Origin of the sequence: Paraburkholderia sp. J69-1, from assembly GCF_905220255.1 — a bacterium.
GTDB lineage: Bacteria > Pseudomonadota > Gammaproteobacteria > Burkholderiales > Burkholderiaceae > Paraburkholderia.
In genome coordinates, this window is the sequence record NZ_CAJMZG010000018.1 from 25594 (window position 1) to 48258 (window position 22665).

General features: G+C 66.1%; 19 protein-coding genes and 2 pseudogenes. 16 read left to right on the forward strand and 5 right to left on the reverse strand.

The window, feature by feature from the left end; translation table 11 throughout:
- Positions 1-222: 222 nt before the first annotated feature.
- From U5A67_RS40775 to U5A67_RS28130, 11 genes and pseudogenes are all read left to right on the forward strand, one after another.
- A pseudogene (locus tag U5A67_RS40775) lies at positions 223-636 on the forward strand (methyl-accepting chemotaxis protein); the annotation flags it as partial.
- Positions 619-1785: pseudogene (locus U5A67_RS28085) on the forward strand (methyl-accepting chemotaxis protein); the annotation flags it as partial. The pseudogenes U5A67_RS40775 and U5A67_RS28085, both read left to right, overlap by 18 nt.
- A 40-nt stretch (positions 1786-1825) precedes the next feature.
- Positions 1826-2326, forward strand: a complete 501-nt coding sequence (locus tag U5A67_RS28090) for a chemotaxis protein CheW (protein ID WP_321816840.1) — start codon at positions 1826-1828, stop codon at positions 2324-2326.
- Entirely contained in the window at positions 2323-3723 is a 1401-nt protein-coding gene (locus U5A67_RS28095) for a CheR family methyltransferase (protein ID WP_321816841.1), read from the forward strand. Before U5A67_RS28090 ends, U5A67_RS28095 begins: the two co-directional genes overlap by 4 nt.
- The gene (locus tag U5A67_RS28100; protein ID WP_321816842.1) at positions 3716-4432 is read left to right on the forward strand and encodes a chemotaxis protein CheW; all 717 of its coding nucleotides are present in this window, start codon (positions 3716-3718) and stop codon (positions 4430-4432) included. Before U5A67_RS28095 ends, U5A67_RS28100 begins: the two co-directional genes overlap by 8 nt.
- Positions 4429-6765, forward strand: coding sequence for a hybrid sensor histidine kinase/response regulator (locus U5A67_RS28105; RefSeq protein ID WP_321816843.1), 2337 nt, complete (start codon positions 4429-4431; stop codon positions 6763-6765). The genes U5A67_RS28100 and U5A67_RS28105 overlap by 4 nt, the downstream gene beginning before the upstream one ends.
- Positions 6765-7784: a chemotaxis response regulator protein-glutamate methylesterase gene (locus tag U5A67_RS28110; protein ID WP_321816844.1), complete on the forward strand. Its 1020-nt coding sequence runs from the start codon at positions 6765-6767 to the stop codon at positions 7782-7784. The genes U5A67_RS28105 and U5A67_RS28110 overlap by 1 nt, the downstream gene beginning before the upstream one ends.
- 76 nt (positions 7785-7860) lie before the next feature.
- Positions 7861-8979 (forward strand): diguanylate cyclase, encoded by a 1119-nt coding sequence (locus tag U5A67_RS28115; protein WP_205985671.1) that lies wholly within the window; start codon positions 7861-7863, stop codon positions 8977-8979.
- Positions 8980-9111: 132 nt separating this feature from the next.
- The gene (locus tag U5A67_RS28120; protein WP_321816845.1) at positions 9112-9885 is read left to right on the forward strand and encodes a transcriptional regulator; all 774 of its coding nucleotides are present in this window, start codon (positions 9112-9114) and stop codon (positions 9883-9885) included.
- 54 nt (positions 9886-9939) lie between these two features.
- Positions 9940-10458 (forward strand): sigma-70 family RNA polymerase sigma factor, encoded by a 519-nt coding sequence (locus tag U5A67_RS28125; protein ID WP_321816846.1) that lies wholly within the window; start codon positions 9940-9942, stop codon positions 10456-10458.
- Complete coding sequence (locus tag U5A67_RS28130) at positions 10455-11324, forward strand: anti-sigma factor (protein ID WP_321816847.1); 870 nt, start codon at positions 10455-10457, stop codon at positions 11322-11324. Before U5A67_RS28125 ends, U5A67_RS28130 begins: the two co-directional genes overlap by 4 nt.
- Positions 11325-11469: 145 nt before the next feature.
- On the opposite strand, the gene U5A67_RS28135 is transcribed toward U5A67_RS28130, so the two are convergent.
- The 5 genes from U5A67_RS28135 to U5A67_RS28155 form a co-directional block, all read right to left on the reverse strand.
- The gene (locus tag U5A67_RS28135; RefSeq protein ID WP_321816848.1) at positions 11470-11790 is read right to left on the reverse strand and encodes a DUF4148 domain-containing protein; all 321 of its coding nucleotides are present in this window, start codon (positions 11788-11790) and stop codon (positions 11470-11472) included.
- Between the two features lie 210 nt (positions 11791-12000).
- Positions 12001-13806: a trypsin-like peptidase domain-containing protein gene (locus U5A67_RS28140; protein ID WP_321816849.1), complete on the reverse strand. Its 1806-nt coding sequence runs from the start codon at positions 13804-13806 to the stop codon at positions 12001-12003.
- Positions 13807-14156: 350 nt separating this feature from the next.
- Positions 14157-14699, reverse strand: a complete 543-nt coding sequence (locus tag U5A67_RS28145; RefSeq protein WP_321816850.1) for a flavin reductase family protein — start codon at positions 14697-14699, stop codon at positions 14157-14159.
- Between the two features lie 3 nt (positions 14700-14702).
- Positions 14703-15914: an acyl-CoA dehydrogenase family protein gene (locus U5A67_RS28150; RefSeq protein ID WP_321816851.1), complete on the reverse strand. Its 1212-nt coding sequence runs from the start codon at positions 15912-15914 to the stop codon at positions 14703-14705.
- A gap of 195 nt (positions 15915-16109) precedes the next feature.
- Entirely contained in the window at positions 16110-16892 is a 783-nt protein-coding gene (locus U5A67_RS28155) for a helix-turn-helix domain-containing protein (RefSeq protein ID WP_321816852.1), read from the reverse strand.
- Between the two features lie 163 nt (positions 16893-17055).
- Here U5A67_RS28155 and U5A67_RS28160 point away from each other — a divergent pair, with 163 nt between their 5' ends.
- The 5 genes from U5A67_RS28160 (at position 17056) to U5A67_RS28180 (ending at position 22664) form a co-directional block, all read left to right on the forward strand.
- Positions 17056-17871 carry an AraC family transcriptional regulator gene (locus U5A67_RS28160; protein ID WP_321816853.1) on the forward strand — a complete coding sequence of 272 codons (816 nt, stop codon included), beginning with the start codon at positions 17056-17058 and terminating at the stop codon, positions 17869-17871.
- 82 nt (positions 17872-17953) lie between these two features.
- Positions 17954-18379 (forward strand): cupin domain-containing protein, encoded by a 426-nt coding sequence (locus tag U5A67_RS28165; RefSeq protein ID WP_321816854.1) that lies wholly within the window; start codon positions 17954-17956, stop codon positions 18377-18379.
- Positions 18380-18496: 117 nt separating this feature from the next.
- A complete protein-coding gene (locus U5A67_RS28170) occupies positions 18497-19537 on the forward strand; it encodes a transporter (protein ID WP_205985661.1) in 1041 nt (346 codons plus the stop codon).
- Between the two features lie 149 nt (positions 19538-19686).
- Positions 19687-21549, forward strand: a complete 1863-nt coding sequence (locus U5A67_RS28175; protein WP_321816855.1) for a diguanylate cyclase — start codon at positions 19687-19689, stop codon at positions 21547-21549.
- A 137-nt stretch (positions 21550-21686) separates the two neighbouring features.
- Positions 21687-22664 (forward strand): aliphatic sulfonate ABC transporter substrate-binding protein, encoded by a 978-nt coding sequence (locus tag U5A67_RS28180; protein ID WP_321816856.1) that lies wholly within the window; start codon positions 21687-21689, stop codon positions 22662-22664.
- Position 22665 lies beyond the last annotated feature (1 nt).

The window sequence follows — 22665 nt, forward strand, 5'->3', positions numbered from 1 at the left end:
GCCTTGCCCGTGCCGTGCGCCCGCTCGCGTCATTGCTACCGGTGGTTTCCGGTCTGACGACGTCGTGCGCGCCCGGCGCCGGCTCACGCCAACCGGATAAGCCCACGCGTAATGAGCACTGCCATGCCCCGTTCCGGTACCGCCGGACTGCCACGTCAGACCCAGGGTCGCTACACACTCGGTACGCGCATCGTTCTTAGCTTCGGCCTGCTGTTTGTGCTGATGCTGGCGACCGCCGCGATTTCCTGGGAGCGCCTGCGCGCCATCGACGACGAAGCCCTGAGCCTCACGCACGATTCCGTGCCGGGCCTGTTCTACGCCACTTCGATGCGCGCCGCCGCGAATCAGACCTACACCCTGGTCGAGCGCGCCGCCTTCGTCGAACCCGATGCAGCGGGCATCGCGCGCGTGCTTGGGCAATTGCCGGCTTCGGTGGCCCAGGTCGAGCAGAACGCCACGCATTACGAAGCCTCGGTGTATCGAGACGTCGACCGCGCGCGCTATCAACGCTTTCGCGACGCTTACGCGCGCTATCTGCCGCTGCTGATGGGCGTGGTGCGCAACCTGCCGGCCCAGCGCAGCGCGGCGCAGACGCAATTCGTACAACTCGACGCCACGTGGCGCGAGGTCATCACGGCCGCGAACACGCTCGTCGAAGAAAACCGCAAGCAGGCCGATCTCTCCGCGCAGGCCATCCGCGATTCGGTGACGGGCACGGAAATCACGCTGGCGACGGCGCTTGGTTTCGTGCTGCTGTCCGCGCTGGTGACCGGTTACATGCTGCATCGTGCGATCACGCGGCCGATGGCGCGCCTCGTCGAAGTGCACGACGCCATGCGCATGGGCAATCTCGCGCAACGCCTCGATCTGGGCCGCCGCGACGAATTCGGCGTGCTCGAGGACGGTTTCAACCGCATGAGCGACGAACTCGCGAGCCTCGTCGCCCAGGCGCAGAAGTCGTCGCTGCAGGTGACGACCTCGGTGGCCGAAGTGGCCGCCACATCGAAGGAACAGCAGGCCACGGCCAGCGAAACGGCGGCCACCACGACCGAAATCGGCGCGACTTCGCGCGAGATTTTCGCGACCGCGCGCGACCTTGTGCGCACCATGGGCGAAGTGGCGACCGTGGCCGAACAGTCGGCGGGACTGGCCACGACCAGCCAGAGCGGCCTCACGCACATGGAAGACACCATGCGCAGCGTGATGGAAGCGGCTGGTTCGGTGAACGCCAAGCTGGCGATCCTCAACGAAAAAGCCGTCAGCATCAATCAGGTGGTGGCGACCATCACCAAGGTGGCCGATCAGACCAATCTGCTGTCGCTGAACGCGGCCATCGAAGCGGAAAAGGCTGGCGAATATGGCCGCGGCTTCGCGGTGGTGGCGACCGAGATCCGCCGTCTCGCCGATCAAACCGCCGTGGCGACCTACGACATCGAACAGACCGTCAAGGAAATCCAGTCGGCGGTATCGGCGGGCGTGATGGGTATGGACAAGTTCGCCGAGGAAGTGCGTCGCGGCATGCACGACGTCCAGGCAGTGGGCGCGCAGCTTTCGCAGATCATCGGCGCGGTGCAGACGCTCGCGCCGCGCTTCCAGGTGGTCAACGACGGCATGCAGGCCCAGGCCACCAGTGCCGAGCAGATCACCCAGGCGCTCACGCAGCTGTCCGAAGCGGCGCAGCAGACGGCCGAATCGTTGCGCCAGTCGTCGCAGGCCATCGACAATCTGACGCTCGTGGCCAACGAACTGCGCACCGGCGTGTCGCGCTTCAGGATCGAGGCGTGATGCGCGTGCTGGCTCCGGCCTTTTTCTGAACGGAGCGCCGATGCTTTTTCTCGTCTTCGAGCTGGACGGCGAACGTTACGCGCTCGATGCGCGCGAGATCGTGCGCGTGCTGCCCTTGCAGCCAGTGCGCGCGTTCGCGGGCACGCCGCCGTTTATCGCGGGCGTGATCGATCACGAAGGCGCGCCGGCGCCGGTCGTCGATATGGCGCAACTGGCGCTCGGCCGTCCCGCGCATGCGCTGATGTCCACGCGGCTCGTGCTGGTGAACGACGGTATTGACGCGCACACGTTGAAGCCGCGCTGTCTCGCGCTGCTGCTCGAATGCGCCACGCGCACGCAGAGCTTCGCGCCAGGCGACTTCGCCGAAGGCGGCATCGCCACGCCCGAGGCGCGCTGGCTCGGCCCGGTCGCGCGCGACGCGCACGGTTTCGTGCAATGGGTAAAAGTCGACCAGTTGCTCGATGCGCGCGTGCGCGCCTTGCTATTTCCCGATCCGCCCACGTGGCAGCGTGACGGCATGCCGGCGGAGCGTACGCCATGAACGACGCGCGCTTTGCGGCCTGGCTGCTGGGAGAAACCGGCATCGAAGCCGAATCGCTCGGCGCCCAGGCGCTCGCGCGTGCCGTGTCCGCGCGCGCGGCCGCGACCGTTGCGCCGGATCTGGCGACGGGCGCGGTCTTGCCCGAGGCAGCCCGCGAAGCCTACTGGACCTTGCTGACGACCACCGCCGCCGAACGCCAGGCGCTGATCGACGCGCTGGTCGTGCCCGAAACCTGGTTTTTCCGCGAACGCGAGGCCTTTGCGGCGCTCGCGCGCGGCGGCGCGCAACGGCTCGGCTCGCATCCGGGCGATGTGCTGCGGGTGTTGAGCGTGCCGTGCTCGACCGGCGAGGAGCCGTACTCGGCGGCGATGGCGCTGATCGACGCGGGACTCGCGCACGAGCAATTCGGTATCGACGCCATCGACATCAGCTCGGCTTCGATCGAGGCTGCGCAGCGCGGCGTCTATGGCCGCAATGCGTTTCGCGGCGATGCGCTGGCGTTTCGCGAGCGTTTTTTCCACGCCACGGCGCACGGCTGGCAGCTCGCCGATACCGTACGCCGCGCCGTGCATTTCGAGCGCGCGAACCTGTTCGACTGGCTCGCCGCGCATCCCGTGCGCTACGACTTTATTTTTTGCCGCAACGTGCTGATCTATTTCGACCGCCAGGCTCAGGACCGTGCGATCGGCCTGCTGCGCGCGCGCCTGGCCGAAGGCGGGATGATTTTCGTCGGACCCGCCGAGACCGGCTTGATGATGCGCCATGAATTTGCGTCGGCGCAGATACCGCTGGCGTTCGGCTTTCGCTGGACCGGCGGCGAGGGCGCGTATTCCGCTGCGCCGCCCGCGTGGCAGGCGAGCCGCGAGCAAGCGCCACGCGTGACGCACGTGTCGAAAGCTTCGCAGTCTTTCCAGACACCGCACGCCGCGTTGCGGCCGTTGCACAGCGCGCCGCCCGCGCGCGCTGCCGGCGTGCCCGCTGTGAAAGCCGCCGATCCGTTTGCAGCGAAGCCGGTTGTGACGCCGGTGTTCGCCGCCAGAATCGCAACACCCGCCGCGCCCCAAACCCAAAACATCCCGACGCTCGCCGAAGCCCGCCGTCTGGCCGATGCCGGTTCGCTCGACGCCGCCGCGCGCGCCGTCGCGCAGCATGCGCAGGCCACGCCCGACGACGCCGAAGCCTGGTATCTGCTCGGCCTGATCGCCGATGCGCAGGGCGAAGCCACGCTCGCGCTCGGCCACTACCGCAAGGCGCTCTATCTGCAGCCCGGACACTACGAAGCGCTCACGCATCTGGCCGCGCTGCTCGAAGTGCAGGGCGACGCCGACGGCGCGCGCCGTTTGATGCGCCGCGCCGAACGCGCATCGCCGGGCGGCCAGGGAGGCGCGAATGCGTGACCACGACTTGTTGCATGACGCCACGGCCAGCGACGCCGCGCCGCTCGACGAATGCTGGAAGCGCATCGGCGTGTTGGGCGACGGCACTTGCGAGCGGCTCGAACAATATGTGCGCTGCCTCAATTGCCCGGTGTTCGAGCGCGCCGCCGCGCGCATGCTCAATCGCCCGGCGCAACGCGAAACCGGCACGCCGATCGCCCAGCAACCCGTCACGCAGACGAACGCGGTGCTGTCGCGCCGCGCCGGTTCGCTGGTGTTTCGCGTGGGCGCAGAATGGCTCGCGCTGCCGGCATCCGCGCTGCGTTATGTCGGCGAATCGCGTCCGATCCACACGTTGCCGCACCGGCGCAGCGCCGCCGTGCTCGGCGTCGTGAATGTGCGCGGCGTGCTCACGCTCGCCGCGTCGCTGGCCGAACTGCTGCATATCGAAGCCGCTGCGAGCGGGGGGAGCGGCGTGAACAACGCGGGAGCGCGCATCGCCACGCCGCGCCTGCTCGTGACCGAATGGGACGGCGAGATGACTGCGTTCCCCGTCGACGATGTCGAAGGCGTGGCCTATTTCAACGCCGACGAACTGCTGCCCGCGCCCGCCACGCTCGCTCACGCCGCCGGCCGCCACGTGCGCGGCGTGTTCGCGTGGCGCGGCCGCTCGGTGGGCGTGCTCGAACCCGATGCGCTGTTTGGCGCGCTGACCCGGAGCCTTGGATGAGCGACGACGAACTGAGCCGCCGCTCGCTGCTCGACCTGTTCCGCGAGGAAGCGCAGACGCAGACGCGCACGCTCGCGGCGGGCCTGCTCGCGCTCGAAGCGACGCCACGCGACGACGCCACGCTCGAAGCCTGCATGCGCGCGACGCATTCGCTCAAGGGCGCGGCGCGCATCGTCGGCTTGCCCGAGGCGGTGGATGTGGCGAGCGCGATGGAGGATTGTTTCGTCGCCGCGCAGCACGGTTTGCTGACGGTCGATGCAGCACGCATCGATACGCTGCTGGTCGGCATCGACCTGTTGATGGCGGCCGGCGATGCGAGCGCGCCGCCGCTTGCGCGCGATATCGTCGATGGCTTTGTTGCGCGGCTGGAGAAGGGCGGGCAGACGACGGCTGAAATGGCGGCGCCCATCGCGCAGCAAGATCCCGAGGCGTTGCTGGCCGCGAGTCTTGCAAGCGTGCAGCAGCCGGTCGAAGCAGAACCCGCGCTGGCGGAAAGCGCGAGCGAAGCCGCCGACGTTGCGAGCGCATCGGCGTCCGCTGCCCAGCCTGCAGGCGCGAATGCGTCCCGCATATCGCGCGCCAGCGACCGCATGCTGCGCGTGCGCGCGGGCACGCTCGATCGTCTATTGGGTCTCGCGGGCGAATCGCTGGTGGAATCGCGCCGCATGCGGCCGTTCGCCAACGGCCTGCTGCGCGTGCGCCGCGCCCAGGGCGAAGTGCTCGCAGCGCTCGGCCAGTTCAACGAACATCACGGCGATACGCTCGACGCCGATGCGCGCGCCGCGCTGGCGGCGATCCGCGAGCAACTGTCCGCGCTGGGTGGCCAGCTGGCGGAGCGCTTCGACGATCTCGACCGCATCGACCGGCGCGGGACGCAACTGGCACAACGTCTTTACGATTCGGCGCTCGAATGCCGCATGCGGCCGTTCAGCGACACGGCGCACGCCTATCCGCGCATCGTGCGCGATCTGGCGCGCTCGCTCGGCAAGCGCGTGCGTTTTGCGATCGAAGGCGAGAGCACACAGGTCGATCGCGACATCCTCGAAATGCTCGACGCGCCGCTCGGCCATTTGCTGCGCAATGCGCTCGATCACGGCATCGAAGACCCGGATACGCGCCGCCTGCTCGGCAAGCCCGAGGAAGCGACGCTCACGCTCGAAGCGCGTCACAGCGCGGGCAAACTGCTGATCGCCGTGGGCGACGATGGCGCGGGCGTCGATCTGGGCGCGCTCAAGCGCGCGATCGTGGCGCGCGGTCTCGCGCTGGCCGATGCGGTCGAAGCGATGTCCGAGCCGGAACTGCTCGACTTCCTGCTGCTGCCGGGTTTTTCGATGCGCGAGCGCGTGACCGATGTGTCCGGCCGCGGCGTGGGTCTGGACGCCGTGCAGAATTTCGCCAAGGCGGTGCGCGGCACGGTGCGCATCGAAAGCGCGGCGGGGCGCGGCACGCGTTTCGTGCTGCAATTGCCGCTGACGCTGTCGGTCGTGCGCAGCCTGATCGTCGATGTCGCGGGCGAGGCCTACGCGTTTCCGCTCGCCCATGTGCGGCGCGCGCTGCGCGTGCCGCGCGATAGCATCGAAATGCTCGAAGGCCAGCAGCATATCGTGCACGAAGGGCGGCCGATCGGTCTCGTCACCGCGCGTCAACTGCTGGGCGCGAACGGCGCGGCGAGCGCCGCCGACGACGTGAGCGTTCTGCTCGTCAGCGACGGCACGGGCCACGAAGCCGCGCTGTACGGCATCGCCGTCGATGGTTTCGCGGGCGAACACACGCTCGCGGTGCAGCCGCTCGATGCGCGTCTGGGCAAGGTGCGCAACGTGGCGGCGGCTGCGCTGCTCGAAGACGGCACGGTCACGCTGATCGTCGATGTCGAGGATATCGTCGCCTCGGTGGCGCGGCTCGTGCGAGAAGGGCAACTCGCGGGCGTGGCGTGCGGCGCGAGCACGGTGGCGCGCGAACGCAAGCGCATTCTCGTCGTCGAGGATTCCTTGACCGTGCGTGAGCTGGAGCGCAAGCTGCTCGAAAAACGCGGCTACGCCGTGACGGTTGCGGTGGACGGCATGGACGGCTGGAATACGCTGCGCAACGGCCAGTTCGATCTCGTTATCACCGATGTGGACATGCCGCGTATGGATGGCATCGAACTCGTTACGATGATTCGCAGCGACCCGCATCAACGCAATGTGCCTGTGATGATCGTCTCGTACAAGGATCGCGAAGACGACCGGCGGCGCGGCCTCGACGCTGGCGCCGATTACTATCTGACCAAGGGCAGCTTCCACGACGAAGCGCTGCTCGACGCAGTACAAGACCTGATCGGAGAGGCGACCTGATGAACATCGGTATCGCGAACGACATGCCGCTCGCTGTCGAGGCGCTGCGCCACGCCATTGCGGCGCGGCCCGGGCATCGCGTGATCTGGGTGGCGGCGGACGGCGAGCAGGCCGTCGACTTCTGCGCGGCCCAGCAGCCCGACGTGATCCTCATGGATCTCGTGATGCCGAAGATCGACGGCGTCGAAGCCACGCGGCGCATCATGGCGCGCTCGCCGTGCCCGATCCTGATCGTCACGAGCAGCGTGGGCGCGAACGCGTGGCGCGTGTACGAGGCGATGGGCGCGGGCGCGCTCGACGCTGTCGATACCCCGACGCTCGCGGGCCCCGAAGCGCGCAGCACCATGGACCTGCTGCTTGCCAAGATCGACCAGATCGGCCGCGTCAACCACATGACCGAAGCGGCGCGCGCCCCGGCGTCGTTTGCATCGGGACCGGGCACGCTCACGCCGCTGGTGGCGATCGGCTCGTCGGCGGGCGGTCCTACGGCGCTGGCCACCGTGCTAGGCGCGCTGCCCGCCAATCTGAATGCGAGTATCGTGATCGTCCAGCACGTCGATCAGTCGTTTGCCGTGGGCATGGCCGACTGGCTCGACGGACAGACCGCGCTGAAAGTGCGCATCGCCTGCGAAGGCGAGCGGCCCGCGCCCGGCGAGGCACTGCTGGCGGCGACCAACGATCACCTGCGCATGACATCGAACGGCAAGCTGGCTTACACTCGCGAGCCTGCCGAGACGCCTTATCGCCCGTCCGTCGACACGTTTTTTCATAGCGTGGTCGAGAACTGGCAGGGCGAAGCGATCGGCGTGCTGCTCACGGGCATGGGTCGCGATGGCGCGATCGGCCTGAAAGCCATGCGCGCCAAGGGCTGCTACACGATCGCCCAGGACCAGGCGACGAGCGCCGTGTACGGCATGCCGAAAGCGGCTGCGGCGCTGGGTGCCGCGCGCGCGATTCTGCCGCTGCCCGCGATTGCCCCCGAACTCCTGAGCCGCGTGGGTGCGCCGCGCGCGGCGTGAAGCGAACGCCACGCCGCTGCGCGTAAGCCCTGCTGGACGCAAGCATCGATACTGGATACACCAAGCGACTGACATCATGACCGAGAAGCCGAACCATTCACCTGCGCCAGACACTGCGTTGACCGAAGGCGGGCCCGACGAGGCCTCGCTCGAAGGCGCGCTGGAAGCCGTGCGCACCGCGCTCGAGCAGCCGTTGCCGGGCGCCGCGGACGTGCCGATGATGGTGCTGCTGGTGGACGACCAGGCGATCGTTGCGGAGGCCGTGCGGCGCGCGCTCTCGGGCGCCCGCGAAATCGATTTCCATTACTGCGCGCACCCCGAGCAGGCCGTGCGCATGGCCGAGCAGGTGCGCCCGACCGTGATCCTGCAGGATCTCGTGATGCCGGGCACCGACGGCCTGACGCTCGTGCGCGCCTATCGCGCCAACGACGCCACGCGCGACGTGCCGATCATCGTGCTGTCGACCAAGGAAGAACCGGCGATCAAGAGCGCGGCTTTTGCGGCGGGCGCAAACGATTACCTCGTCAAGCTGCCGGACAGCATCGAGCTGATCGCACGAGTCAAATATCATTCGCGATCCTACGTAAATATGCTCCAGCGCGACGAAGCCTATCGCGCGCTGCGCCGCTCGCAGCAGGAACTGCTGAAGGCCAATCTGGAATTGCGGCGTCTCACGCATTCGGATGGCCTCACGGGTCTTTCGAATCGCCGTTATCTGGACGAATTCCTCGGCGCCGAATGGCGCCGCGCGCAACGCGAGAATACCGAGGTCTCGCTGCTGATGATCGACGTCGATTACTTCAAGCCCTATAACGACACCTACGGTCACGTGGCGGGCGATAACGTGCTGCGTTCGGTGGCGACCACGATCCGCCGCGAAGTGAGCCAGCCGCGCGATCTGGTGGCGCGCTTTGGCGGCGAGGAATTCGCGGTCGTGCTGCCGGGAGCGGGCAGTGCGCTCGCGCGTCTGCTCGCCGAGAAAATGCGCCGCGACGTGGCGGCGCTGCAGTTGCCGCATGTGGGATCGGCGGTCAGCGAACACCTCACGATCAGCGTGGGTGTGGCGACGCTCACGCCCAGCGCCGGTCTGGCCGAAACCGCGCTGATCGAGGAAGCCGACGCGGCGCTCTATCGCGCCAAACGCGAAGGCCGCAACCGCGTGGCGTTCTCGACCGATGTGACGGTGCGCGGCTGATCGCGCGCTCGCGCCCTTAAAAAATCTTCCTGCCCGCGCCGGAATAAGCGCAGCGCCTGCGCGTTAGCCCATCGTCCTCATCTTTTCTTCACGACGATCATGGTTGCGCAGGGGCCGCCCGACGAGCGGCCGGTGTCTGAAGCCGATATTCAGGCCTACACTGACGGCTCGCTGTCCGGCGAGCAGGTCGCGCGCGTGCGCCGTTATCTGGAGCGGCGGCCTGGCGAATGGCATCGAATCCTGTTTTATCGGCGACTCAATGCGCAGATGCAGCGCTCGTTTGGCGCGGCGGCGATGGCGGGGTCTGCGCTGGCTGCACCTGCTGCACCTTGCTCGCCTGCCGAGGCGACGGGCTTTGCGGCGCTTCGGCGCGCGCTGGTCGTGCTGGCAATCGCGATTGCGCTGGCGGTCGCTGCGCTCGCCTGGCTCTATGTTTCCGAACCTGACGCGCAGACGCTGAACAACGCCGCGGTCATGGCGCTGATGGAAGCGGGCAGCAGCAGCCAGCCCATGGCGAGCCCCGCCGACACGCTCGCCGAGGTGCTTGCGCCCGGCACGCGCGCGGCAGGCCCCGCGCTGTTCGATCTGAGCGGCGTCGGCTTGCGCTTCATTGCGTCGGGCACGGTCGAGCTGGGTCCGTGCGCGCGTGCGCAACGCTGGATCTACGTGAACGCCGATGGCCAGCCCGTCGTCCTGCTGGCGGCGCGGGCGTGGTTCGTGCGCGCGGCGCCGCAGTGGAGCGCGCGGCGCGTGGGCGATTTGCGTCTGATCGGCTGGATTGGGGACGGCGAGCGCTGGGTACTCGCAGGTAACGCGCGCACGCACGGACTGATGCGCGCCGCCGATGCCGCGACCCAGCAGATGGAAGCGACGACCGGGCGCGCCGATGCGCCGCCCCGTCAATGAGCGTCAATAAGCATCAAAATGCGTCGATAAAAAAAGGGCAGACAAGGATGGAACATGGACATCCGTGACGAGCTGATCGAACACGTCCCGCGCCTGAGGCGATACGCCCGCGCGCTGATCAACAATCGCGAACTGGCCGACGATCTCGTGCAGGACACGCTCGAACGCGCGCTCGCGCGCACCGAGCTGTTTCGCGCAGGCACCGATCTGCGCGCCTGGCTGTTCACGATCATGCACAACCTGTTTGTGAACCAGGTGCGCAAATCGGCGTCGCGCGGCACGCACGTTTCCGTCGACGACGAGAGCGTGCCCGAAACCGACTACGCGGTGCCCGCGACCCAGACCGGCACGCTCGAAGTGCGCGATCTGGACTACGCGTTGCAGCGCCTGCCGGTCGAACAGCGCGAAGTCGTGCTGCTGGTGGGGCTGGAAGAAATGAGTTACGCCGACGTGGCGCTGGCGCTCGACGTGCCGATCGGCACGGTGATGTCGAGGCTGTCGAGAGGACGTGAGCGCCTGCGCGCGCTCATGGCCGGAAACGTCCCGCGTGCGAACCTGAAGGTGGTGCGATGAGCGAGCAACAACATCCCGTAACCGAAGACGAAATCCACGCCTATGTGGACGGCACGCTTTCCGAAGCGCGCCGCGCCGACGTCGAGCGCGAACTCGAACGCAATCCCGAACTCGCGGCGCGCACGAGCGATTTTTTCTCGCTGAACGGCCTGCTGCATGAGCGTTTCGATCGTGTGTTGAGCGAGCCGGTGCCTGCGCAATTGCGTGCAGCTATTTCGGCATCGGCAACTGTGTCTGGCGATGATGCTGCGAAAGCGCATGAGCCGGTGGGGAACCCGGCGCGCGCGGCGGCCAACTGGCCGAAGTTCGCGGGCCTCGCGGCGACGCTGCTGCTGGGTGTCGGCATTGGCTGGGGCACGCATTACGGCGCGGATCTGATGAGCGATGCGCCGTCGCCGCGCGGCGCTCTACATACGGTCAGCGCCGATCAGACGATGAACTTCGTGCACGAAGCCGCGCTGGCGCACGTGGTTTATATGCCGCAGGTCGAGCGCCCGGATACGATGGGCGCGCTCCAGGAGCAGGATTTCGTGCAGTGGCTCGCGAACCGGCTGGGCACCGATGTGCATCCGCCGATGCTTGCGAAGAGTGGTTTTGAACTGGTGGGCGGGCGTTTGTTGCCCGGGCCGCAAGGCGATGTCGCGCAGTTCATGTATCACAACGCGCAGGGCGAACGCGTGACGCTGTGTATTTCGCGTCGCAAGGTCAGCAGCAATACCACGGCGTTCAAGCTCTATGAGGATGGGCCCGTGAGCGTGTTCTACTGGATCGATGGCGATTTTGGGTACGCGCTCTCGGGCGGTATCGATAGAAAGGTGCTGCTGCAACTTTCGCACGATGTCTATGCGCAACTGACTGCGCGTTGAGCGCGGGAGTTTGGGCCGGGCGCGCTGGGTGGCGCGCCCGGTTTTTTGTTTTGCGTTTTATTTCCACATGCCAACGTCGAAACCCCGCTCTCAACGAGCGGGTTTTCGGCGTTGCACGCTTTACGCGCGATGAAACCCGGCAGCATCAGCCGCCCGAATAGAGATTGCAGAAGCTGTTCGGCCCGACGCAGGCTGCTTGCGGTGCGCCGGAATCATGCGTGCCGACGGCTGTCGTGCCCATGCCGCTGGCTTCCTGCGCGGGCGCTGCGTGCGCGACCTGCTGCGCGAAGACCGGGCTCACATCGGGATAGGACGCATCGGTGACGAAGCGCGAGCCGTTGGCTTCGGCTTGGATCAGTTGCTGGCGCACTTCCTCGCGGGTGAGACCTTGTGCGGATGCCTTGGTAACAGCGCCCACGGAAGCAGCAGCGACGAGCGTGGCGATCAATACGCGGCGGATAGACATTTCGAACTCCTCATAAGATGGTGTGGTCTCGCGGCCGGCGCCGATGAACCGCATCGTGTTGATCGGTTCGTTTCGACGCTGCCTGCATGGATAAGAACGCACCAGCCTGGGAGATATTCCGCGCGAATTTGTATCTGCTTTGTAGCGGATATGGAGCGGGGTGTCGATGATGTGGCCCGATGGAGATTCGGGCCACATGAATGCCGAGATTTACTGCAGTTTTACATCGACGAAACTGCGCGCGTTATTGCGCTGGATCAGCAGCGCCATGCTGCGCGTGGCCTTCGATTCCAGCGCCATGGCCTGCTCGTGCGTTTCGATCAACGTGTCGTTGAGCGAGAGCACGATGTCGCCTGGACGCACGCCCGCGCGTGCGGCAGCACCGCTCGACGCGTCCACCATCAGGCCGAGCGGCAGGCCGCTGGAGCGCCGTTCGTCCTCGCTGAGCGCGTGCGTGGTCAGGCCGAGCCGGTCGGTCGTTGCGCTGTGCGGTTTCGGCAGTTTGGCCGCGGTGCTGATGCGCTGCACGGCCACGCCGTCGGTCTCCGCGTCGACGGTGGCGACGGCGCGTGCGTCGCGCGTCGCGGCAGCGGGCGCGTCGGCGGCATCGGTTTCATCGGTCTGGTCGGCGGCTTGCGCGGCCGGCGCTGCCTTCGCCGCTTGCACCGATTTAGCCGTCTTGCCCGCCACGGTTGCCTTCGCGGTTTTGGCCGCCTTGCCGCTCTTCGGCGTGTCGATGGCCGCGTTCGAGAAACTCGCCAGCATCGGCCGGCGGTTGCGGATCAGCTTGAGCGGCGTCTGCGTGGCGGGCGGCACGGCGGCGAGCTGGCTGGCGAGCGTCGCTGCGCTGTCCACCGGTGCTTCGCCAACCTGCACGATCACATCGCCGGCTTTTACGCCCGCCGCGGCGCCGATCGAATCGGCATCGACGGTATCGACCAGCGCGCCGCCCGCATGCGACAAACCGAGCGCCGCGGCCAGGCCCGGGCTCACGTCTTCCACCTGCATGCCGAAGGTGCGCGTGCCGGCGCTCGCGGCATCGGCCTGATCCGTCTGGTCGGTTTGCTTGACGGGGCCGGTCTTGCGCGCCGCCTGCAACTGCGCGCGGAACTGGTTCGCCGCCTCGATCGGAATGCCGAAAGTCAGCCCCGTGAAGCGGTCGCGATCGGCGTAGACCTGCACGTCGATGCCGATCACTTCGCCCGCGCGATTAAAGAGCGGACCGCCGGAATTGTCGGGGTTCACGGCCACATTGGTCTGGAAGAAAGGAAACACGTTGCCGTCGGGCAGCGTGCGCGAGGGCGCGCTGACGATGCCGGTCGTGACCGTGTTCTCGAAGCTGTCCGGCGAGCCGATCGAGAGCACCGGTTCGCCCGCGCGCAGCTTCGACGAATCGCCGAGCTTCACGGTCGGCAGATCGTGCGCGTCGACCTGCAGCACGGCCACATCGCTTTGCGGATCGACGGCGACGACTTCGGCCTTGAACTCGCGCTTGTCGGTCAGTTGCACGATCACTTCCTGGGCGTTGTCGACCACGTGCGCGGTGGTGAGTACGACGCCGTCCGGGCTGACGATAAAGCCGGAACCGCTGCCGGTCATCACACGCGGGCCGTTGGGGTTCTGGCCCGGCGTCTGGGTCTGGAGTTCCGTGGACTGTCGCGGCGTGCGTTTGAAGAAGGCGGAGAAGGGATCGTCGTTGTCGATCGCTTCCTGCTCGGGCGGTGCGGACTGGTCGTCGGTGCCGCGCGCGATCACGTGCACCACGGCCGGGCCGTAGCGGTCGGCCAGCGAGAAGAAGTCCGGTGCCGCCATCGCGCTGGGCGTGGCCGGCGGATGCTTGCCGGGGGAGGGCTTTTCGGCGACGGTTTTTTCGGCGGCGGATTCGTCGGACGCCTGGGCCGGCGTCGCGGCATAGGCGGCTCGATCGAGCTGGGCGGTGAGGCAAACGGTGCCGACAAGAAGAGCAGCAAGCGCAGCGGCGGGGCGCGAGGTGCAGGCGGGGATCGGGCGGGGCACAGCACACCTCCAGTAGTCATCGTGTCGGCGAGCGGGTGCCGACGCATTTAGTGTAGTCACACCGCGTGCAGAGTTGGGGGAGGGTTTGTCCCGTAGCACACAAAAACCCGCATTGCATCGTGATTCGTCGTCTGTATGGCATCGGGCGATGACCGCTATGAGGTCTACATACGTGCGATTTCCTTACTTTCCCTTACGTGCCGTGTTGGGTATAGCGCATGCTCAGCGCGCCGCTACGTGTGCGCTTTGGTGTGATCCAATGCGAACACGGCATCTGCAATCGATTGCAGATGCCGTGTGTCGTTTCCCAGCCGATGTTAGGGATGGCGAATCGAATCGCAGACGTATTCTCAATCCGCGTGATCCGCGCAATTTCGCCAGCATTGCAGCGGATCATGCGCGACGATCTGCTTGTACCTGCCGCTGAAGAACAGCAGCGGCGGGCCGTCCGATTCGCGTAACGCCAGCACGTCGGCGGTGTAGATCAGATGATCGCCGCCACGATGCACCGCGTCGACGCGCGCCGCGATCTGCACCAGCGCCGCGCGCACGACCGGCACGCCGCCGGCGTGTTCGAACAGATCGTCGAGTCCGGCTTGCGGCTGTCCGCCGAAGTGCCGGCTCAGCGGCTCCTGGTGCTGCGCCAAAAAGCTCACGCCGAACGTATCGCCGCACGCGATCGACTGCGCGAAGCGCGCCTGCGCGCGCACCGAAACCAGAATCATCGGCGGATCGACGGACAGGGACATGAAGGCGTTGGCCGTCATGCCCGCCGTGCGTCCTTCGTGATCGAACGTGATGACAGTCACGCCGGTCGCGAACTTGCCCATCGCGCGGCGGAACTGCGCCGCGCCGAAATCGACATCCGGGGTGAGATCGAGTGTCGCGCTCATGGCTCAGATCAGCGGCGTGCCGGCGCTCTGGCCGCAGGCGAGGCGCCCGTAGGTTTCGAAGTTCGTCGCCGGGGTGACGATGCCGTGCAGCGAGGCCACGCGCGCGTCGTGCCAGACGCGTGCGAACGGATTGCCGAGCGCCGCGAGCGAGCCGCCCGAAGCCGTTGCGAGCGTGTCGACGGCGTCCCAGATCAGCGTTTCCGCGAAGCCGACGTCGCGGCGCACTTTCGCGCGATCCATATAAGCCATGTACTGTCCGGCGGCGGCGCAGGCGTCGAGCGCATCGGCGTGCTTTTCGATGATGGCGCGCGCGGCGTCCAGTTTCGCCGATGCTTCGCCCACCTGCAGATGCGTGACGGCGGCTTCGGCCTGCTTCGCGTACCACGTGTACTGGATGCCACGGCGCGGCAGCAGTTCGAGGAAGGTGTCGAGCGCGTTGCGCGCGATGCCGAGCGCCGGAAACGCGAGGATGATCGCCAGCATCGGAATGCAGGCGACGCGATAAAGCGGTTCGTTCGCCAGATGCGTCGAGCGATATTGGCCTTCGATCGCCTGCGTCATGGAGGCGACGCGTTCGTCGGGCACGAACAGATTCGTCACGCTCACGCTGGAACTGCCGGTGCCGCGCAGCGCCATCACGTTCCAGTCGTCGAGCGTGCGCACGTCGCTTGCGCGCACCAGCGCGACGCCCTGATCGACCACCTTGCCGCTTTCATCGACGAGCGGAATGCCCAGCAGATCCCAGTTGGCGTGATAGATGCCCGAGTTGAAACCCCAGACGCCTTCTTCGATCACGTAGCCGCCATCGACTTTCGTGACGCTGGCCTTGCGCGGCGAAAGCACACCGACGACGCGCGCACGCTCTGGACTGCAAAATACTTCGTCGGTGACCTTTTCGCTGAAGAGCGTGGCGGCTGCCCACGTCGTCACGTTGATAAGCGCGGCGACCCATGCCGTCGACGCATCGCCGCGGCCGAGTTCGGAGACCGCTTCGAGGAAGGTGCGTACGGAAGCCTGCTTGCCGCCGTATCGGCCTGGCGTGGTGAGTTCGAAAAGGCCGGCGGCGTTCAGGTCGTCGAGGGTTTCCTGCGGCAGGCGCGCTTGCTGGTCGACGGCGGCGGCGCGTTGCTTGAGCGTCGGAACCAGTTCGCTTGCGGCGCGGATCAGCGCGGCTTCGGTGTTTTCAGCGTGATGAAGGTCATGCGGGGCATTCATGGTGTCGTCCTCGTGGTGTCTCGTCGTTGAATTATTGATATTGTTATCAAAAATGATTTATGTATCAATAACGAGATGGCCAGGTGCTTTCCCTGGCGTGGGGACGAGCGCAAACGGCACGCGCTCTGGCGTGCTCAGTGACAGGGAAGGGGGAGTCGGCGCGTTGCGCGCCGCAGGAGAAAGACGGGAAGCCGGTCAGGCGGCGCGGGTGGAAGCGCTTGCCGCCACCTGCAATTCATCGTGCCGCAGCACTTCCTTCATGATGCCGGCCACATCCGCATCGCGAATGCCGAGCCCGCGCAGCGCGAACTCCGTGAAGCGATCCACCGTCTCCGGCGTGCGGCGCTTTTCCAGAATCTGACGCATCACATGCAGCGCGCCGCCGATGATGCAATCCATTGCCGCGAGCACATCGGCGCAATGAAAACGCCCGGCATCCACGCCGATGCGGATATCGCGCGCGAGCCGTCCGCCCATCGTCTCGATCAGATCGCTCACGCTCGATGCCGCGTTGACGAAGAACCAGCCCCAAATCGGATCGTCGAGCGTGTGGCGCATCACCTGACGCACATTGAGGCCGACGATCACGGCGATATCGGCATCGGCGGGACGGATGCGGTCCAGCAGATCGGCGATCGCGAGCATGTCTTCGACAAACACGGCGCGCGCGATTTCGTCCTTGGTCGAGAAGTAGTTGTAGAACGAGCCGAAAGCGACGCCGGCCTGTTCGGTGATGTCGTTGATCGCCGTGCCGGAGATGCCTTTCTGGCCCATCACCATGCGTGCGGCCTGCAGGAGCTTGCCGCGCGTGCGGGCGCGGGCGCGCTCGTTGATGCGCGGCGCGGCCTTGGAGGTTTCTGTCGCGTCACCCGCTTTACTGGCTTGAGCGCGCTTCGCCGGGGCACGCTTGCTGGCAGGCGCTTTTTTCGCGGCGGTGGGGGCGGTGGGCGCGGCGGTGCTGCGTCGGGAAGTGGCCATGGCGATCGAGGGCGGCGAGTAGGAGCGCGGTGCGCAGAATGCCGCCATTATTGCCGCTGACCGCGCAAATGCCTACCAGGCGGCTTGCCTGGCAGGCTCGGCGCATCACAGCGTGCCGTGCCACAATCGCTGTCTGCGGTCATCCGCCCGACAGCCAGACATCATGAACCGACACCGCCCAAGCGCCAGCCCCGACTGGGTCGAACGCGCCGAGTCCATCGAAGGCGTGGAGCGCATCGAAGCGTTTTTCCACGGCAAAGCCTACGCGATGCATCGCCACGACACCTACGCGATCGGCCGCACGCTCGCGGGCGTGCAGAGTTTCAACTACCGGCGCGGCCAGTGCAACAGCCTGCCGGGCCATACGCTGGTGCTGCACCCGGACGAGCCGCACGACGGCCAGGCCGGTACCGGCGAAGGCTTTCAATACCGCATGATCTACGTGCAGCCGTCGCTGTTTCAGGACGTGCTCGGCGGGCGCACGCTGCCGTTCCTCGAAGGCGGCGTTACGACCGATCCGCGGCTTTCCGCTACAACCTGCGCCTTGCTCCAGCAGATGAGTTACACGCTCGAGCCGCTCGAACAGAACGACGCGCTGACCGAACTGATCCATGCGCTGGCCGACGTCACCGGCACGGCAAAGCTGAGGCCAACGGGCGACTATCGCGCCGCCCGGCTCGCCCGCGACTTCCTGCACGCGCACAGTACAGAAGCGGTCGCGCTCGAAGCCCTGGAAGGCGCGACCGGCCGCGACCGCTGGAGCCTGTCGCGCGATTTCCGCCAGTTCTACGGCACGAGCCCATACCGCTATCTGACGATGCGCCGGCTCGACGCCGTGCGCCGCCTGTTGCTGGCGGGCACGTCGCTGTCCCAGGCGACGGCAGCGGCGGGTTTCGCGGATCAACCTCACATGACGCGCCATTTCTCCAAGGCCTTCGGCATGACGCCCGGACAGTGGCTGCGCGTCGCGCGCGGCTGAGGAAATCGCCACGATCGTTCAATACGCGTATGCGCGGCGCGACTAAGCTGGGTGGATCGACATTCTTTCAACGGAGCCCAGCATGTCCGAAACCACCTCCGACCATGCCGCGCCGGCCACCCGCGGCCAATGCCAGTCGATCGATCTCGCAGGCAAGATCGGCTTGATCGACGGTCACTGGCAGCCGCGCGTGGTCGCCGAAATGAACGACTACCAGTTCAAGGTCGTCAAACTGCTCGGCGATTTTCTCTGGCACGCGCACGCCGATACCGACGAAACGTTTATCGTGCTCGATGGCGAATTGCAGATCGGCATTCGCGGCGGCCCGAACGGCGACGAAACGCTCGTCGTGCGTGCGGGGCAGATGGCCGTGGTGCCCAAAGGCATCGAACACAAACCCCATGCAAGCGCCGAAGTGAAACTGCTGCTGATCGAACCGCGCGGCGTGGTCAATACCGGCGATGGCGCGCAGGGCGAGCGCACGGCCGAAAACGATCTCTGGATCTGATTCCGGGTGCGCATAAAAAGCGTTTGTGTCAGAAACATGTCGACCGTGTGAAAGCCTGCGCTTGCCTGCAAAAGCGGGGATATGGCATGCTTGCGCCGATTAAACGGCCATACGACCATGGATCTCGCCTCGTCCATTGCAACCTACGGCGCCGACATGTCGGGCTTGATTTGCGGATTCCGCTTCATGCCAGGCGAGCCGGGCCAGCCCGTCAAGGGCGAAGATGTGCTCGCCGCGCTGCAGGCCGGCGAGCAGAACAAGTCCGCTAACGACGGCGCTTTCTACTGGCTGCATTTCAATCTCGCGCACGCCGCGAGCGCTTCGTGGATGCGCGCGCATCTCGATCTGCCCGAAAGCTTCTTCGAAATGCTGGTGGAAGGCTCGCACTCCACGCGCATCGAGCAGGTGGACGGCGCGCTCTACGCCGTCGTCAACGACGTGATGTTCGATTTCGAGCTCACGCCTTCGCAGATCGCCACGCTCTGGTCCTATACGCACGAACGCCTGCTGGTGACGGCGCGCATGAAGCCGCTGCGCTCCATCGACCGTCTGCGCGGCGATGTGCGCAACGGCGAGACCTTCCGCTCGCCAGCGGATCTGCTTATCCATCTGCTGCGCGATCAGGCCGATCTGATGGTGGAAATCGTGCGTCGCACGAGCGTCGATGTCGATCGCGCCGAAGACCAGTTTCTCGCCTCGCGCCGTTTCGGCAGCCGCCACGATCTGGCGGCGATGCGCCGCATTCTGGTGCGTCTGCAACGCATGCTCGCGCCTGAACCCGGCGCGGTGTTCCGCCTGCTCGCGCGCCCGCCGCGCTGGCTGCAACTCGCCGATATGCAGGATCTGCGCGAGACGACCGAAGAATTCACGCTGGTGCTCGGCGACATGGCGGGTCTGGTCGAACGCATCAAGTTGCTGCAGGAAGAGATCGGCGCGCGTCTTGAAGAACAGAACAACCGCACGCTGTTCACCCTCACGCTGGTGACCGTGCTGGCCTTGCCGATCAACATCGTCGCGGGCTTTTTCGGCATGAACGTGGGCGGCATTCCGCTCGCCGAAAACCATCACGGTTTCTGGCTGATGGTGCTGCTCGTGGCGGGCTTCACCGTGCTGCTCGGCTGGTGGGTGTTCCGCCTGCGCGGCCCGGTGGATCGGTAGTGCGGCCGAGCCCCGCTTAGCGCCGTTTCGCGCGCGCGGCAAGCGATTTTTGACCGATTTTTTTCCCGCCGGACCATGCATTGCGGTTAAATTCGCGCGCTATATACTAGCCGCTCGATTCCCTAGCCCGTCCGGGCGTTTCGCCCGCCATGCCCTTGCCAGCCACGCCATCGTCCGCTGAAGCCGCGTTCGTTCCGTCTGCCACTTCGGCGGCGGCCGGTCGTGGCGCGCACAACGACGGCGCTCCTGCATCGGCAACGACGGGGCATGATCCGTTGCTCGATGCGTTGATGCGGCTGGCGGCCCGGCATTTCGGCGTGGCGGCCGCCTGCGTGCTGCCCGGCGAGGCGGCGCAGGGCGCTGAGTGGCTGGGCGCGGGCGTCGACGCGCCTTTGCGCGACGCGCTGCTGGAGGTCCAGCGCTCGAATGCACGTAATGCGGATGAAAGCTTCGTCGAGCCGATCGTCGTCAACGATCTCGGCTCCGACCCCGCATGGCAGGCCTGCCTGTCGCGCGCGAGTGCGTTGCCGTTTCGCTTCGTTGCTGCGTGGCCACTGGTGAGCGCGAACGGCGATGCGCTGGGCAGTCTCTGTCTGCTCGATCACGCGCCGCGCGAGTTGTCGGCGGCACAGCGCGCGAGTCTCGACGATTTCGCGCGCGTGATCGCCGCGCTTGCGCACGACACGCTCATGCCCGACACGGCGCTGCGCGAAGAAATGGCCACGTTGCGCGAGCGCGAACGTCTGCTGGCATTGGCGATCGCGGGCAGCGGCACCGGCATCTGGGACCGCAACGTGACGACCGGCGAAATCCGCTATTCGACGGGCTGGAAGGCGATGCTCGGTTACGCCGACGACGAAGTCACCAATCGCATCGAAGACAGCTACCAGCGCCTGCATCCGGACGATCTTGCCTACGTGCAGGCGACGATGAAGGCGCATTTCGAAGGCCGCACGGATCAATACGAAGTCGAGCATCGCATCCGTTGCAAGGACGGCAGCTACAAGTGGATCTGCAGCCGCGGCAAGGTCACCGCGCGCGGCGCCGACGGCCACGCGCTGCGCATGGTGGGCACCTCGACCGACGTGACGTCGATGCGCGAAATGGCCGAATGCCTGCGCGAATCGGTCAATCTGATCACCAATCTCACCAATGAAGTGCCCGGCCTCGTGTTCCAGTGCCGCCGCGCGCCGGACGGCCACACCTGCTTTCCGTACGCGAGCGCGGGCATCGGCGAAATCTATGAGCTCACGCCCGCGCACGTGGCCGCCGACGCCGAGGGCATCGACGCGCTGATCCATCCCGACGATCTCGAAGCCTATCGCGCTTCGTTCGCGGAATCGGCGGCGACGCTCGCACCGTGGCATCTGGAATACCGTGTGCGTTTGCCGCAACAGGGATTGCGCTGGCGGCAGGGCGACGCCAAGCCACAGCGTCTCGCCGATGGCGCGACCGTCTGGCACGGCTTTATCACCGATGTGACCGAGCGCAAGCGCATCGAGGCCGAGTTGCAGGAATTCGCCATGACCGACGGCCTCACGCGCCTCGCGAACCGGCGGCACTTCATGGCGCGACTCGACACGCAACTCGCGCTGCTGCGCCGCGCAGGCGCGCCCGATTGCGCGCTGATGATGTGCGACCTCGATCACTTCAAGTCGATCAACGACCGATTCGGTCATGCCGTGGGCGACGATGCCCTGCGCCATTTCGCGGCGATCCTGCGCAACCAGTTGCGCGTGGGCGACGTGGCGGGGCGCATCGGCGGCGAGGAATTCGCAGTCTTGCTGGGCGGCGCCGATCTCGACGGCGCGTGTACCGTGGCGCGGCGCATTCAGGACAGCATCGCGCAATCGCCGCTCTGTGCGCAGGCCGGAACGGTGGCGCTGACGGTCAGTATCGGCGTGACGCTCATGCGAGCCGACGATATCGGCGCCGAAGCCACGCTTTCGCGCAGCGACGTTGCGCTTTATCGTGCGAAAAAGGGCGGGCGCAATCGGATCGAATGCGCGTGAGTTTTTCGGGCGATGCGTTAACGTCGAAATCGTTATCCCCGCAGCGTAATTTGCTTAGCGCGATTCGTTACTTCTGCTCGCGCGGCGTGACAGGTAGCATTTTTTGCACCTTTCATTGCCGCTTCGCGCTACGCATCATGAGCCACGATAACGATATTCGCTTCCAACGCCGCCGTACGATTCTCGCTGCCCTCGGCGCAACGGTGGGCGCTACGCTTGCCGGTGCTGCGCTGCCCGCGTGGGCAAAGTACCAACCCGATCAATTCCGCATTGGCTATCAAAAGGCCGCAAGTACGCTCGTATTGTTGAAAGCCAGCGGCACGCTCGAAAAACGCCTCGCGCCGCAAGGCATCAAGGTGTCGTGGACGGAATTTCCGGCGGGCCCGCAATTGCTCGAAGGGCTGAATGTGGGCGCGATCGATTTTGGTTATGTGGGAGAAGCGCCGCCTGTTTTTGCGCAGGCCGCAGGCGCGGATTTCGTCTACACAGCTTATGAATTGCCGACACCGCATGCCGAAGGCGTGGTGGTTTCCAGATCGTCATCGATTAAATCGGTATCCGAATTGAAGGGCAAGAAAATTGGCCTGAATCGCGGTTCGGATGTGCACTGGTTTCTGGTCGCGCTGCTGCAAAAGCACGGCATTGCGCTCGCCGATATTCAACCGGTTTATCTCGCGCCCGCCGATGCCCGCGCGGCGCTGCAAAGCGGTTCGATCGACGCGTGGGCCGTGTGGGACCCGTTTCTCGCCGCTGTGGAATCGCAGGACGGCGCGCGTCTGCTGGCGGATGCGAGCGGCGTGGCCAGCCATCATCAGTTTTTCCTGAGCCAGCGTGAATTTGCTGTCAAACGGAAGGACGCAATTGCCATTGCGCTGGATGAACTCGGTAAAACGGGGCAGTGGGTGCGTGCGAATACGGCGGCGGCTGCCGCGAAACTCGCGCCGATTCAAGGTCTGGATGCAGCGACAATCCAGATTGGTCTATCGCATTACGCGCACGAATATCGGCCAATCGACGCAGGCGTGATTGCTGAACAGCAAAAGATCGCCGATACGTTTTACGATCTCAAGATCATTCCGCGGCGGGTGACGACCAAGGATGCGGTGTTGGGGTGAA

What these genes read in the sequence shown, in the direction of transcription:
- U5A67_RS28090 (WP_321816840.1), top strand. Translation starts at nt 1,826, where the DNA reads ATGCTTTTTCTCGTCTTCGAGCTGGACGGCGAACGTTACGCGCTCGAT.
- U5A67_RS28095 (WP_321816841.1), top strand. Translation starts at nt 2,323, where the DNA reads ATGAACGACGCGCGCTTTGCGGCCTGGCTGCTGGGAGAAACCGGCATC.
- U5A67_RS28100 (WP_321816842.1), top strand. Translation starts at nt 3,716, where the DNA reads ATGCGTGACCACGACTTGTTGCATGACGCCACGGCCAGCGACGCCGCG.
- U5A67_RS28105 (WP_321816843.1), top strand. Translation starts at nt 4,429, where the DNA reads ATGAGCGACGACGAACTGAGCCGCCGCTCGCTGCTCGACCTGTTCCGC.
- U5A67_RS28110 (WP_321816844.1), top strand. Translation starts at nt 6,765, where the DNA reads ATGAACATCGGTATCGCGAACGACATGCCGCTCGCTGTCGAGGCGCTG.
- U5A67_RS28115 (WP_205985671.1), top strand. Translation starts at nt 7,861, where the DNA reads ATGACCGAGAAGCCGAACCATTCACCTGCGCCAGACACTGCGTTGACC.
- U5A67_RS28125 (WP_321816846.1), top strand. Translation starts at nt 9,940, where the DNA reads ATGGACATCCGTGACGAGCTGATCGAACACGTCCCGCGCCTGAGGCGA.
- U5A67_RS28130 (WP_321816847.1), top strand. Translation starts at nt 10,455, where the DNA reads ATGAGCGAGCAACAACATCCCGTAACCGAAGACGAAATCCACGCCTAT.
- U5A67_RS28135 (WP_321816848.1), bottom strand. Translation starts at nt 11,790, where the DNA reads ATGTCTATCCGCCGCGTATTGATCGCCACGCTCGTCGCTGCTGCTTCC.
- U5A67_RS28145 (WP_321816850.1), bottom strand. Translation starts at nt 14,699, where the DNA reads ATGAGCGCGACACTCGATCTCACCCCGGATGTCGATTTCGGCGCGGCG.
- U5A67_RS28150 (WP_321816851.1), bottom strand. Translation starts at nt 15,914, where the DNA reads ATGAATGCCCCGCATGACCTTCATCACGCTGAAAACACCGAAGCCGCG.
- U5A67_RS28155 (WP_321816852.1), bottom strand. Translation starts at nt 16,892, where the DNA reads ATGGCCACTTCCCGACGCAGCACCGCCGCGCCCACCGCCCCCACCGCC.
- U5A67_RS28160 (WP_321816853.1), top strand. Translation starts at nt 17,056, where the DNA reads ATGAACCGACACCGCCCAAGCGCCAGCCCCGACTGGGTCGAACGCGCC.
- U5A67_RS28165 (WP_321816854.1), top strand. Translation starts at nt 17,954, where the DNA reads ATGTCCGAAACCACCTCCGACCATGCCGCGCCGGCCACCCGCGGCCAA.
- U5A67_RS28170 (WP_205985661.1), top strand. Translation starts at nt 18,497, where the DNA reads ATGGATCTCGCCTCGTCCATTGCAACCTACGGCGCCGACATGTCGGGC.
- U5A67_RS28175 (WP_321816855.1), top strand. Translation starts at nt 19,687, where the DNA reads ATGCCCTTGCCAGCCACGCCATCGTCCGCTGAAGCCGCGTTCGTTCCG.
- U5A67_RS28180 (WP_321816856.1), top strand. Translation starts at nt 21,687, where the DNA reads ATGAGCCACGATAACGATATTCGCTTCCAACGCCGCCGTACGATTCTC.